Source organism: Deinococcus aquiradiocola, assembly GCF_014646915.1.
Lineage (GTDB): Bacteria > Deinococcota > Deinococci > Deinococcales > Deinococcaceae > Deinococcus > Deinococcus aquiradiocola.
The window spans coordinates 161,854-175,048 of record NZ_BMOE01000003.1; the positions used below are offsets into that span (position 1 = coordinate 161,854).

The 13,195-nt window shown below is 71.8% G+C and carries 11 protein-coding genes; 4 read left to right on the top strand and 7 right to left on the bottom strand.

Annotation, left to right across the window (positions count from 1 at the left end):
- The first annotated feature begins 10 nt into the window (after positions 1 to 10).
- The 4 genes from nadB (at position 11) to IEY33_RS06340 (ending at position 4,601) form a co-directional block, all read left to right on the top strand.
- Positions 11 to 1,606: an L-aspartate oxidase gene (gene nadB, locus IEY33_RS06325; RefSeq protein ID WP_188961432.1), complete on the top strand. Its 1,596-nt coding sequence runs from the start codon at positions 11 to 13 to the stop codon at positions 1,604 to 1,606.
- The gene (gene nadC, locus IEY33_RS06330; RefSeq protein WP_188961433.1) at positions 1,603 to 2,472 is read left to right on the top strand and encodes a carboxylating nicotinate-nucleotide diphosphorylase; all 870 of its coding nucleotides are present in this window, start codon (positions 1,603 to 1,605) and stop codon (positions 2,470 to 2,472) included. The genes nadB and nadC overlap by 4 nt, the downstream gene beginning before the upstream one ends.
- The gene (gene nadA / locus IEY33_RS06335) at positions 2,469 to 3,452 is read left to right on the top strand and encodes a quinolinate synthase NadA (protein WP_188961434.1); all 984 of its coding nucleotides are present in this window, start codon (positions 2,469 to 2,471) and stop codon (positions 3,450 to 3,452) included. The genes nadC and nadA overlap by 4 nt, the downstream gene beginning before the upstream one ends.
- 84 nt (positions 3,453 to 3,536) lie before the next feature.
- The gene (locus IEY33_RS06340) at positions 3,537 to 4,601 is read left to right on the top strand and encodes a GGDEF domain-containing protein (protein ID WP_188961435.1); all 1,065 of its coding nucleotides are present in this window, start codon (positions 3,537 to 3,539) and stop codon (positions 4,599 to 4,601) included.
- Between the two features lie 12 nt (positions 4,602 to 4,613).
- Here IEY33_RS06340 and IEY33_RS06345 read toward each other — a convergent pair whose 3' ends face one another.
- From IEY33_RS06345 to IEY33_RS06375, 7 genes are all read right to left on the bottom strand, one after another.
- On the bottom strand, positions 4,614 to 5,381 hold the full coding sequence (locus IEY33_RS06345; RefSeq protein ID WP_188961436.1) for a class I SAM-dependent methyltransferase: 768 nt from the start codon (positions 5,379 to 5,381) through the stop codon (positions 4,614 to 4,616).
- Between the two features lie 160 nt (positions 5,382 to 5,541).
- Positions 5,542 to 6,468, bottom strand: coding sequence for a response regulator (locus tag IEY33_RS06350; protein WP_188961437.1), 927 nt, complete (start codon positions 6,466 to 6,468; stop codon positions 5,542 to 5,544).
- Positions 6,469 to 6,478: 10 nt separating this feature from the next.
- Positions 6,479 to 7,240, bottom strand: a complete 762-nt coding sequence (locus IEY33_RS06355; RefSeq protein WP_188961438.1) for a response regulator — start codon at positions 7,238 to 7,240, stop codon at positions 6,479 to 6,481.
- A complete protein-coding gene (locus tag IEY33_RS06360) occupies positions 7,237 to 9,969 on the bottom strand; it encodes a hybrid sensor histidine kinase/response regulator (protein WP_188961439.1) in 2,733 nt (910 codons plus the stop codon). Before IEY33_RS06360 ends, IEY33_RS06355 begins: the two co-directional genes overlap by 4 nt.
- A 6-nt stretch (positions 9,970 to 9,975) precedes the next feature.
- Positions 9,976 to 12,249 carry a methyl-accepting chemotaxis protein gene (locus IEY33_RS06365; RefSeq protein ID WP_229670830.1) on the bottom strand — a complete coding sequence of 758 codons (2,274 nt, stop codon included), beginning with the start codon at positions 12,247 to 12,249 and terminating at the stop codon, positions 9,976 to 9,978.
- A gap of 22 nt (positions 12,250 to 12,271) precedes the next feature.
- On the bottom strand, positions 12,272 to 12,685 hold the full coding sequence (locus IEY33_RS06370; protein ID WP_188961440.1) for a chemotaxis protein CheW: 414 nt from the start codon (positions 12,683 to 12,685) through the stop codon (positions 12,272 to 12,274).
- Between the two features lie 4 nt (positions 12,686 to 12,689).
- On the bottom strand, positions 12,690 to 13,049 hold the full coding sequence (locus tag IEY33_RS06375) for a response regulator (protein WP_188961441.1): 360 nt from the start codon (positions 13,047 to 13,049) through the stop codon (positions 12,690 to 12,692).
- Between the last annotated feature and the right edge of the window lie 146 nt (positions 13,050 to 13,195).

Sequence of the window (13,195 nt, forward strand, 5' to 3'; positions counted from 1 at the left end):
TAATGTGCCGGTGTTCACAAGCTCTTTCGACGCGGACCTGCTGATCGTCGGCGGCGGCATCGCCGGACTCAGCGCCGCCCTGCACGCCCACCGACGCGGCCTGCGCGTCCTGCTCGTCAGCAAGACCGCCCTCGAAGGCGGCAGCACCTTCTGGGCGCAGGGCGGCGCCGCCGCCCCCACCGGCCCGGACGACCACGCCGCCCACCTGCACGACACCCTGGACGCCGGACGCGGCCTGTGCCACGAGGACGTCGTGGCGGGCTTCGTGCAGGAAGCGGCCGCCAGCCTCGACGCCCTCGACACGCTCGGCGTGCCCTTCAGCCGCCACGTCACCCTGGAAGGCGGGCACGGCCGCCCCCGCGTCCGCCACGCCTACGGGGACGAGACGGGACGCGCCATCAGCGAGACGCTCGCCCGCGCCGTCCGGCAGAGCGGCATGCAGGTGCTCGAACACACCTTCGCGCGCCGCCTGCTGCAGTCCGCGTCCGGCCGCGTGGTCGGCGCGGAACTCGAAACGCAGGGCCGCGTCACGCAGGCCCTCGCGGGCGCCGTGCTGCTCGCCACGGGCGGCTTCGGCCGCGTGTACCCCGTCACGACCGCCCCGCCCGAAGGGACCGGCGACGGCCTCGCCCTCGCGTACCGCGCCGGCGCGGAGCTGCGCGACCTGGAATTCGTGCAGTTTCACCCGACCGCCTTCGTGCCCGCCACGCCGCCCGGCACCGTCGTCCTCGTGAGCGAGGCCGTGCGCGGCGAGGGCGCCCACCTCCTGAACGGCGACGGGGAGCGCTTCATGGCCCGCCACGACGCCGCCCTGGAACTCGCGCCCAGGGACGTGGTCGCCCGCGCCGTCGCCGCCGAACGCGCCCGGACCGGCACCGTCACCCTCGACCTGCGCCACCTCGGGGCCGACCACGTCCGCACGCGCTTCCCCGGCATCGCCGCGCGCCTCACCGCGCTCGGCGTGGACCCCGCCACCACCCCCGTCCCCGTGCAGCCCGCCGTGCACTACACCATGGGCGGCGTCACCACCGACGCCTGGGGCCGCACCACCCTGCCCGGCCTGTACGCGGCGGGCGAGGTCGCGTCCAGCGGCCTGCACGGCGCGAACAGGCTCGCCAGCAACAGCCTCACCGAGGGCCTCGTGTTCGGCGCGCGGGCCGTGCAGGCCGCCGCGCAGGACCTGCACCGCGAACCTCCCGCCCGCGCCACCCCCCTCCAGACCCTCCCCGAGGGCGAGTGGCTGACCGCGCAGGCGCGCCTCGCGGACGCCGCCGGACTCGTCCGCCACGGCGACGCCCTCCAGGCCGCTCTGGACGGATGGCCGGACCTGCCGGACGCGCCGGACAGCGTGGACCGCGCGGCCCTGGAACGCGGGAACCTCGCGCTGCTCGGCCGCCTGCTGCTCCTCGGCGCGCTCGCCCGGCAGGAATCGCGCGGCGCCCACTGGCGCGCCGACCACCCGCACCTCGCCGCACCCCGGCACGCCGTGCAGGTCGCGGGCACCCTCCGGCACGAAGCCCTGCCGGGAAGCGTCCCGGACGGAGTGCTACAGTCTGCCCGTGTTTCGACAGGCCCCACCCACATCAACCCCCCGGAGAGCGCATGACGCCCACTGACTCCCTCCCCGCCGCTCCCCGCAGCGACTCGCTCACCGACCGCCTGCGCCTCGCGCTGCAGGAAGACCTCGGGCGCGGCGACGCGACCACCCTCAGCACCATTCCCGCCGCGCAGGACGGTGTCGCCGTGCTGAAACTCAAGCAGGCGGGCATCCTCGCCGGGCAGGACGTCGCCCGGCAGGTGTTCGCCCTGACCGGCGCGGACCTGCACGTGCAGTGGCTGCAGCCGGAAGGCGAACCTCTCGTGCCCGGCGTGATCGGCGAGGTGCGCGGCAACCTGCGCGCCATCCTGACGGCCGAACGTCTCGCGCTGAACCTCATGCAGCGCCTCAGCGGCGTCGCCACCCTCAGCCGCACGTACGCCGACGCGCTCGCCGGGACCCGCACCCGCCTCCTCGACACCCGCAAGACCACGCCCCTGTGGCGCGACCTCGAAAAGTACGCCGTGCGCGTCGGCGGCGGCCTCAACCACCGCCACGGCCTCGACGACGGCCTGCTCATCAAGGACAACCACGTCGCCGCGGCCGGCAGCGTCGGCGAGGCCGTCCGGCGCGCCCGCAGCGGCGGGTACCTGCTGCAGGTCGAGTGCGAGGTCAGCACGCCCGCACAGGTGCAGGAAGCCCTTGACGCCGGCGCGGACCGCCTGCTGCTCGACAACATGCCGGACGACCAGATGCGCGAAGCGGTCCTGCTGCGCGACCGCCACGCCCCGCGCGTCACCCTCGAAGCGAGCGGCAACATGACCCTCGCCCGCCTCCCACACGTCGCCCGGACCGGCGTGGACTTCGTGAGCGTCGGCGCGCTCACCCACTCCGCCCCCGCCCTCGACATCAGCCTGGACGTGAAACAAGCATGAACGACATCCCCGCCCGCCAGAACGAACACGCCAACCTCATGCAGCTGCGCCCCATGCTCACCCAGGACGAACTCCTCAGCGAGATCTCCAGGCTGCGCCGCGAACGCAACGCCGTCATCCTCGCGCACAACTACCAGCGGCCCGAAGTGCAGGCCATCGCTGACTACGTCGGAGACTCGCTCGGCCTGTCCCGGCAGGCGGCCCGCACGGACGCCGACGTGATCGTGTTCGCGGGCGTGCACTTCATGGCCGAGACGGCCGCCATCCTCAACCCCGAGAAGACCGTGCTGCTCCCCGACCTGCGCGCCGGCTGCAGCCTCGCCGACACCCTCACCGCGCAGGACGTCCGCGACTGGAAGGCCCGGCACCCGGACGGCCTCGTGGTCGTGTACGTCAACACCACCGCCGACGTGAAAGCCGAAGCGGACTACTGCGTCACCAGCGGCAACGCCGTGCAGATCGTGCAGAGCCTCCCGCAGGGCGTGCCCGTCCTGTTCGCGCCGGACCGCTTCCTGGCCGCGCACGTCGAACGCCAGACGGGCCGCACCCTCGACATCTGGCAGGGCGCGTGCCACGTGCACGAAGCGATCCTGCCCGCCCACGTGGACGCCGCCCGCGCCCTCCACCCCGACGCGGAACTCCTCATCCACCCCGAGTGCGGCTGCAGCAGCCACGTCCTGCAGGAATTCCCGGATCTGCGCCTGCACAGCACCGAGAGCATGGTCACGCACGCCCGCGAGAGCAGCGCCGCGTCGTTCGTGGTCGTCACGGAACTCGGCATGGTGACGCGCCTGGAACGCGACGTGCCCGGCAAGACCTTCGTGCCCGTCAACCGCACCGCCTGCTGCGAGTACATGAAGATGATCACCCTGGAGAACGTGTACGAATCGCTCCGCGACCTCTCGGGCCGCGTGACCGTCCCGCACGACACCGCCCTGCGCGCCCTGCTGCCCATCGAACGGATGCTCGCCATCGGCTGACCCCTGCGGCACCCTGCTGCCGTGCCCGCCCCCGTGCGGCGGCGAGGACCGTTGTGACGCCACGGTCAGACTTCGTGACGGACAATGCCGGAAGCGATGGGCACCCCGTACATCAGGCCGCACTGGTCCCACCTGAGATCCAGGCTCCACGAACTGAACAGCGTCGCGGCGCTGCTCGTGGTGCCGGGCGTGATCGCGTGGAACGCCGTGCGCCTCCAGGTGCCGGGCGAACGCTGGTTCCTGGCAGCGGCTGCCGTCGGGGCGGCCGTCACGGCGTCCTCCGTCTTCTGGCGCCCGCCCGGCCAGCGCCTGCAGACCGGCAGGGACCGGGCGCTGACCGAGACGGCCATCCTGCTCAGCCCGCTGCTCTACCTGATCGTGCTGGCGCTGCAGTCGAACGCCGCGCACCCGGTCGGCGTGGCCCTGCTGCCGCTGCTCGCCCCCACGTACTACGCCCGCTGGGCCGTGCAGTACGCCGAGCAGCCGCGCCTCGGCCTGACCTTCAGCCTGCTGTACCTGTGCCTCACGGGCGGCGCGGTGCTCGTCACGTTCCTGCGCGGCCACCTGGACCTCGACCCGGCCACGGTCGTGCTGCTCGGTCTGCTGCAGATCTACAACCTCTCGGACCTGAGACGGCTCGCGGACGAGATGGTGACGGTCAGCGCGCACCGTGACGCGGCGCTGCATGCGGCGAGACACGACACCCTGACGGGCCTCCCCAACCGGCGCGTCTTCGAGGAGGACATGCAGACCCTGGCCGCAGACACGCCGCATGCCGTGCTGCTGCTGGACGTGGACCACTTCAAGACCGTGAACGACGTGTACGGGCACGACGTGGGCGATCAGGTGCTCGTGGGCCTCGGTGAGCGCCTGCAGCACGTGATCCGCGAGCACGGCACCGTGTACCGCTGGGGCGGCGAGGAGTTCGTGATCCTGCTGCCCGGCCACATGCCGGGCCGCGCCCGCCAGGCGGCCGAAGCGGTCCGCGCACAGGTCGCCCGGTCACCGGTGGCGGGGCTGCCCGTCACCGTCAGCGGAGGTGTGGGGGCGTGGCGGCCGGACGAAAGCCTGCGGGAGAACTTCATGCGGATCGACGCGGCCCTCCTGCGCGCCAAACGCTCGGGCCGCGACCGCGTCGTGACCGCCTGACCGGCCGCAGCGTCAGGGGCGCAGGTCCGGACGGGTGGCGACGGCGCGCAGGCGGCAGTAGTCGGACTGCCAGGTCTCGCCGTTCCACAGGCGCGGGCGTGCGTACGCCTCGGCCCGTTCCAGCACCGCGGCGCGCTCGTCCGGCGCGAGCGGGGACAGCCATCCGCTGCCGAAGGTGGCGAGCCACGCGCGGAAGCCGTCCTCGCCCTGCAGCGGGCTGGGACGCGGGAACCACAGCGTCTGCCGCACCTGCAGGCCCGCGTCCTCCAGCAGGCGGGCGAGCTGCGCCGTGCTCGGGAACTCCCACGGGAGCGGCAGATCCGGCAGGCCCAGTGCCCGGCAGGCGTGGGCGACGGCGTCCAGCGTGACCTGCACGTTGCCCTGCCCGCCCATCTCCAGCACGAGGCGCCCGCCGGGCCGCAGCGCGCCGTGCACCCGTCCGAACACCGAGTCCAGGGGACGCATCCAGTGGAGGGCGGCGTTGCTGAACACCGCGTCGAAACTGGCGGTGGCCTGCAGGGTGTGGGCGTCCTGCACTTCGAAGGTCACGTGCGGGTGCGCGGTGCGGGCGGCGGCGATCATGTCGGCGGAGGCGTCCATGCCCTTCACGTGCGCGCCGGACCGCGCGATCAGCGCCGTCAGTTCGCCGCTGCCGCAGCCGAGGTCCAGCACGCGCTCCCCGGCGCTCGGCGCGAGCCAGTCGTCCACGAGGTCCTGGCTGCTCCGGTACACGAAGGCGTGTCGGCGGCGGTACTCGCTGGCGTCCCAGGTGGTCTTCATGCTGCGCCTCCCCGCACGCGCGCGCGTGCTGCCGCTCCGGTCCGTGGTGCGGAGCGGGTTGACCCGCACCCTATGCCCACGTCCGGGGGGGGCCGTGCCGCCGCGCTAGACAGCGGCCGGGCCTCCGGCGCGCGGCGGGAGGTCCGGCCGTCCGTGTGGGTCAGGCGGTGGTGAGGTGGCGGCGCAGCGCGAAGCGCACCATCTGGCTGCTGTTCACGTCCTTCAGGAGCGTCACGAGCAGGTCCGCGTCGTCGAGCGGCAGGAGCAGCAGCGTGCCGCCCGCGTACTCCAGCTGCAGGCCGCTCAGCGCGCCGCGCTCCATCCGGTTGCCGAGCGTGCCCGCCGTACTCGCGAAGAAGCGCGCGTACATGGCGAGGTCGGCAGGCGCGACCGCGAGGTCGCCCGAGTGCGCCTGCACCTCGCCGTGCCGGGTCAGGACGAGCGCGCCGAGCACGCCGGGCTTCTGGGTCAGCGTGTCCAGCAGCGCCTGATGCGCCGAAGGTGCCGGGGCAACCGGAGCCGGAGCGGGTGTGACCGGGGGTGGGGCACTGGCAGCAGGCTGCGTGGCGGCCGTGCGGGGAGCCGGGGACACGGGAGCGGCCGGCACGGGTTCGGGGGCGGGGTCCGCGTGGACCGGGCCGGGACCGCTCAGCAGTTCCGGTTCCTCCGGGACGGCAGGTGGCGCCTGCACCGGGGCGCTCTCGGCGGACACGCCGGGCGCGCCGCTGAGGGCCGCGTGAATCACGGGCATCAGTTCCTCTGCCGTGAACGGTTTGCGGATCACGCCCCGGGCGTGGACCTCCTGCGCCTGGTGGTGTACGTCGTCGTCGATGATGCCGCTCATCAGCAGGACGGGCGTGCGCAGCGTGGCGGGCAGCAGGCGCAGTTCGTGCGCGAGTTCGAAGCCGCTCATGCCCGGCATGAGGACGTCCGACACGATCAGGTCCGGGGGCTCCAGACCGGCGTGCAGCTGGGCGAGGGCGTCTTCGGCGCTGTTGGCGACGTGGACGACGGCGGTCTGACTGAGGATCTTCTCCAGGGCTTTGCGGATGCTGAGGCTGTCATCCACCACGAGGATGCGGGTCATGCGGTCTCCTTCATTGCGGTGCGGGGGCCTGCCGGGCCGAGCGGACGTGATCGAGGTGAACGGCGATGTCGAGCAGCAGGCGCGACGTGGAGGTGAGGCTGGTGCGCGGGAGCAGTTCCACCAGCGGTTCCGGCAGGATCGCGAACGCGAACGAGGAGGTGGGCGCCACCTCGGTGTCCGCGAAGGCGTTCAGCAGGGCCTGCTGCCCGGTGTGCCCGCCGTATTCGATGTGCCACACCTCGCCGCGCATGAGATAGATGACGGCTTCGGTGTTCCCGACCGTGACCATGATGCGGCCCGTCTTGCGCATCTGGTTGAACGACACGATCAGGTCGAAGAGGTTCACGATCTCCAGCGTGCCGCGCATCTGCGCGCCGACCGGTGCGGGCGTCAGCGGAGTCAGTTTGACCGGGTCGCGCGCGAGCCGCGTGGTGGCGTCCGTGATGGCCTCCACCAGTTCCCGCGAGGTGCGGTCCCGGCCGACCGGCACGTCGAGCGCCGTGTCGAACCAGCCGGGCACGCGGTCCGTGACGAGCAGCAGCGGGACGCCCTGCGTGCCCGGCTCGCTGCGGATGATCTCGTGGAACTCGACGCTGCTCAGGTCGCCGGGGCGGTCGTCGCACAGGACGACGTCCGGCGTGTTGCGTTCGAGTTGCGTGAGGGCGTGCAGGCGACTGTCGGCGCTCGTGACCTCGTAGCCCTCGTACTCCGCGAGGACAGACACGGCCCTGCGGGTGATCTCGTCGGGCAGCACGATGAGCAGTCGCGTCACGCGGGCCTCAGGAGCCGTTCGAGGCAGCGGGTGAGCAGCGACTCGTCGACCGGCTTGCTGAAGTAGTCGCTCGCGCCGAGCTGGAAGGCGAGCCGCTGGTGCTTGTCGCCCGCGCGGGTCGTCATGACGACGATCGGCACGCGCGCGTCACGTCGGCGCACGTCCTCGATCACCTCGAAGCCGTTCACGCGCGGCATCTCGAGGTCCGTGAGGATCGCCTCGAAGGCCTGGTCCTGGCGGTACAGGTCGAGGGCCTCCTGGCCGTCGCTGGCCGTGACGACCGTGTACCCGGCGCGTTCCAGCATCCTGGACACCACGCGGCGCACGCTGAGGCTGTCGTCGATGAGCAGCAGGCGGCGGCGGCTGGGGGCGGCGCTGCGGGCCTCGCCCTGCACGCTCGGCGTGCCGCGCAGCTGCACGGCGGCGCGCGCGAGTCCGGCCGCGTCCGGCAGCAGCACCGGCTCGCCGTCCGGCGTGACACTGGTGCCCGTCACGTACCCGAGGGAGTCGAGGAGAGGTCCAGGCGCGCTCACGACCGCTTCCGCGATGCCCTCGAAGCGGTCCACACCGAAGGCCAGCGGACCGGACGCCGTGTCGATCACGACGGCGTGCACGGTGCCGGTGGGGGAGGGCACGCCCCACACGCGCTGCAGGAGGTGCAGCGGCGTGCCGTCCGGCAGGTGCGCCTGCCCCTCGCGCTCCTGAACGTCCGTGACCTGCAGTTCGCGCAGGCCCGCGATGTTCCCCGCCGGGAAGCCCAGCAGGTACGGGCCGACCCGGACGGTCAGGAGGTCCACGACCTGCTGGCTGAGCGGGACGCGCAGCGTGAAGGTGCTGCCCACCCCCCGCGCACTCTGCACGAGCAGCTCGCCGCCGAGCCTGCGGACGGTGCTCGCCACGATGTCCATCCCGACCCCGCGTCCCGCCTCGTTCGTGACCTCGCGCGCGGTGGACAGGCCCGGCAGGAAGATCAGGCGCAGGGTGTCGTCGTTGCTCAGCTGTTCCAGTTCGCGGGCGCTGCGCAGGCCGCGTTCGAGCGCCTGGGCGCGCACGGCGTCCACGTCGATGCCGCGCCCGTCGTCGCTGACGGTCACGTCGAGCAGCGTGCCGCGGCGTCGGGCGTCGACCGTCACGCGGCCCAGCGTGGGCTTCCCGGCCGCTTCCCGCGCGTCCGGCGTTTCCAGGCCGTGCGTGAAGGCGTTCGTGACGAGGTGCAGCAGCACCTCCGACAGGCCCTGCGTCACGAAGGCGTCCACGTCGAGGTCCCCGCCCAGCGTGACGAGTTCCGCGTCCTTCCGGCCGCGCGCCCAGCGTCTCGGGCGGGCGTACGCCTGACTGAGCGGCACGCGGCGCGTCCGGACGACGTTGCCGCGCAGGGTGCGCAGCAGTTTCGTGAAGGTGTCCGCCTCGCCGCGCAGCGCCTCGCGCCCGTCGCGGAACTGCCCGCGCAGCTCGCCCAGGTCGGCGCTGAGCTCCGTCACGGACCGCGCGAGGATGTTCATGTCGTCGTAACTGTCGAACTCCAGTTCCTCGAACACCTCGCTGACCGTGCCGCGCAGCCCGCCGGGCGCCTCACCCGGCGCTTCCGGCGCGTCGCTGCGGACCATGTCGGGGTTCAGGTAGCGTTCCTCGAAGTCCCGCACGACACGCTGCACGCGCGCGTGACTGGCCTGCAGCGCCTCCTCCAGCTGCGACAGCCGGTCGAGCTGACGCTCCAGGCGCGCGCGCGACATGACGAGCTGACCGATGCCGTCCATGATGCTGTCGAGCCGTTCCGTGCTGACGCGCACCGTCTGCGCGCCGCCCGCCACGGTCCCCGGCACCGGCGCGTCCGGGACGGCGCGCTCCACGGTGGGCGCGTCGCCCTGCAGGAGCGCCTGGATGCGTGCCGGGAGGCGCTCACTGTCCGCTGTGAGGGCCGCGTCGTCGTGTCCCTCGGCCGTCAGCAGCATGCGTTCCAGCAGGGTCACGCCCTGCAGCAGCAGCGCGGACGGCGCGCCCGCCAGCGTGAGGCCCTGCTCGCGCACGGCGTTCATCAGGTCCTCCAGCCGGTGCGCGACGTGGCCGAGGGCGGGCAGGCCCACCATGAAGGCGCTGCCCTTGATGGTGTGCGCCGAGCGGAACATCAGGGTGATGTTGGCCTGCGCGCCCCGGTCGAGTTCGGTCCTGAGCGCCTCCAGGTACTCGCGCACTTCCGGCGCGAAGTAGCTGTACACTTCCGCGTTCGTCCGCGCGAAGGTCCGCAGTTCGCCCTGCAGGCCAGCGGGCGCGGCGTCTGGCACGGCGGCGTCCGGCGCGCTCGCCGGATGCACGGTCCGGAAGGCCGCCGGAGCGGACTTCAGCAGGGCCTGCAGGCGCTCCACGCCGCCCACCTCCGCGAAGTACAGCCCGACGGCGTTCTCCGCCTGACCGCTGCTCAGGTCCGTGAGGGCGCGGCGCAGGCCGAGCGTGACGAGTTCCAGCACGTCCAGCAGCGTCTCGCGGTCACCCGGTGCGAGGTGCGGGCGGGACTCGGTGAGGCGTTCGGCGAGGCCCGCGAGGCTCGCGAGCTGCGGGTAACCGTACAGGCCCGCGCTGCCGCGCAACCGGTGCGCGATCAGGCTCACCTGGCCGAGTTCGTGGTCGTCGTTCCGGTCGGTGGCCCGCAGGTCGCCGACCGAGCCTTCGAGCAGCGCCAGCCCTTCCCAGGCCTCCAGCAGAAAGATTTCGAGCAGTTCTCCCCCGGGCATGTGGAATCAGCTCGGCAGCCGGAATCGCGCCAGGCCGGAGTTCAGTTGAGAGGCGAGGTTCTGGAGCTGCTCGGCCGCGACACGTCCGCGTTCCACCGAGCTGCGCGAACGGTCCGCGATGCTGGCGATCTCCTGCACGGCGCCGCCCACCTGTTCCATGCCCTGCACCTGCGCCTGCGTGGCGTTCGAGATGGATTCCGCGAGCTGCGCGGACTGCTGCGTGAGCGTTCCGATCTCACGCAGGCGTTCACCGGCGGTTCCCGCGATACGGTACCCCTGCTCCACCTCGCGCGTGCCGTCCTCCACCGTCACGATCACGTCCTGAATCTCGGTCTGCACGGTACGGATGAGGTTCGCGATGCGTCCGGTGGCCTGCGCGGAGTTGTCCGCGAGTTTACGGACCTCGTCCGCGACGATCGCGAAACGGCTGCCGGCCTCGCCTGCACCGGCCGCCTCGATGGCGGCGTTCAGCGCGAGGAGGTTCGTCTGGCTGGCGATCTGCGAGATGGTGTCCACGATCTCCTGAATCTCGAGCGAGCGGTCGCCGAGGCCCTTGATGCGCTTGGCGACGCCCTGCACCTCGCGGCGGATGTTCTGCATGCCTTCCAGCGTTCCGGCCACGGCCTGCTGTCCCTGCTGGGACGCGAGGAGCGCCTGGCGGGCCGAGTCGGCGGACGCCTGCGCGCTGGTGGCCATGTCGCGGATCTGCACGATCACCTGCTGCACCTGCCGGGCCACCTGCTGCGCCTCGTTCGCGGTGAGCTGCGCGCTCGCCTGGATGTCGCTGGTGGTGGCGAGCATGTCGACCGAGCCGCCCGTCACGGAGTTCGACGCGCGCTGCACGTCGCGCAGCACCTGCCCGAGCTCCTCGGTCATGAGGTTGATGGAGTCCACCACGTTCCCGAGGACGTCCTCGGTGACCCTGCCGCGCTTGGTGAGGTCGCCCTCGGCGATGTCCATGGTCACGTCGAGGAACTGCCCGATGTTCTGCTGCAGCTGCTGCGCCTCGACGCGCGCCTGCTCGTTCCGGACTTCGTTCTCGCGCAGCTGCGCGACGGCCGAGTTGAAGGCGCCCGACACCGTGCCCACCTCGTCACGCGTCGTGACGGGCACGCTGGCGTTAAGGTCGCCGCCCGCGAGGCGGGTGGAGGCGTCGGCGAGCTGGCCGAGCGGGCGGGTGATGGCGCGCGCGATCAGGAACAGCAGGGCGCTCGCGAGCAGCACGGCGAGCAGCGACAGCCCGAGCGAGAGCAGACGCTGGCGGGTCTCGCTCGCCTCACGGTCCGTGAGTCGCTGGCCGAGCAGTGAGATGGTGCGTTCGAAGAAGTCGAACTGCGCGCTGGTGGAGCTGTCGCTGATCTTCTTGAAGTCGGCGGCGCTGATGGTGGTGCCCCCCGGCGCGAGGATGTTCTCCTCGAAGGTTTTGAGGAGGATGGCGTTGTTGTCGTCGAATTGCTTGTAGGCGGCCTCGTACTGTGCGCGGACGTCCTGTGGCAGTGCGGGCAGCAGGTACTTCACGGCCTCGTCCACCTCGTGGCGCGCGCCCTGCGCCTGGTCGAGGGCGTTCAGGTACTCGGTGCGCTGCACCTCGGTGAGGGGTGTGCCAGCCGTGATGGCGGCACTGCCGAGCGTGCGGGTCACGCCGATGGTGGGGAGTGCGTCCGGGAGGCGTTCGGTGCTGAGCAGGCCGAGGTAGTAGCCGTCGACCGACGGGTCGAGCGAGATCTGGCTGGCGTGCGAGACGTTCGCGAAGGCCTGCGTGATGTTTTCGGACAGGAGGGCGGTGTGCGCATCCGTGCTCTTGTCGGCCGTGATGGTCTGGTTGCTCACCTGGCTCTTGAGGCGCGTCCAGGCGGTCTTGAGGGCGCCGATGTCGGCTCCGAGCTGGAACTCGTCGCCCAGGCCCGTGTTCGTCGATTCGAGCTGCGCGATGCCCTGGTCGATCTGCGCGTCGAGGGAGGTGAGGGTGGCCTTCTGTTCCGCGTCGCCGTTCAGGAACTTGGAGGACGCGCGGCGGTGCAGCTGCATGTTCTTCAACACGGTTTCCAGGGACGGCAGGTACTGCGCGCCGCGCTGCTCCGAGCGCACGAAGTTCAGTGCCTGCTGCTGCTCACTCGCCAGGAGGGACACGATCACCACGATGGGGAGGGCGAACGTGGCTGCCGACAGGGCCAGTTTCTGCCCCACCGAGAGTCGCCCGAGCAGGCTGAGGCCGGGGCGTCGGATGCGGGTTTCGTGGGTGGTGCGCAGGTCGGTGGTGGGGTCGAGCTTGCTGATCATGCTTCCTCCGGCAGGAACGATTTCAGGTGAGGGCGAGGCGGGAACGGACGGCGGTCAGGAGGGCCTGCGCGCCGAGCGCCTGGACCTCGTGTGGTCCGGCGTCCAGAGGGCCTGAGAGGAGCGTGCCGGGGTCCAGGAAGGCGTCCACGCTGAACACGCCGAGCACCTGGGTGACCGGGACGGCCAGATACGTGCCGCTCACCTCGAGAAGCAGGGACAGCGGCAGGGGGGTGGAGGCAGGCGCCTCATGAGCGGTGAGGGATGACAGGTTCAGGAGCGGCACGGCGCGCCCACGCACCTCGGTCAGTCCGAGCAGGGCGGCGTGCCCGCCCGGCAGCGGCATGACCTGCCCGGTGGAGAAGGCCTCGCGGCCCAGGCGTGCCGGGACGGCCAGCGTGAGGCCGTGGTGCGTGAAGACGAGGGCAGGTTCGCTCATGGCGTTACAGGTGCTTCTTGAGGACGGTCATGACCTGATCGGCGGTGTACGGCTTGATCAGGTAATCCACCGCACCCTGTCGCAGACCCCACTTGATGTCGGTGTCGCCTCCCTTGCTGGACACGAACACCACCTTGACGTCACGGGTGCTGTCCTGGCGTTTCAGGGAACGCAGGACCTCGTAGCCGTTGCGGTCCGGCATGACCACGTCGAGCAGGATGAGGTCCGGAACGTCGGCGGAGGCGCGCACCTCCACGTCGGCGCTGCCCTGCACCTGGGTGACGGTGTGCGGCGTCTGTCTGAGGATCTCGCTCATGAAGCGGAGGTCTGCGGGGGAGTCGTCGACGATCATGATCTTGGCCATGGGGTTCGGAGTCCTTTGAACGGAGGTAGGGGTGCCGGGGGCCGTGCAGGCGTAAGGCACCTGACGCCACCCGGGGCGGGTGGAGTGGACAGTGGAGTGGGAGGGGCAGCCGCGTGTGGGCCACGGGGTTCGGAATGAGGCGCGGA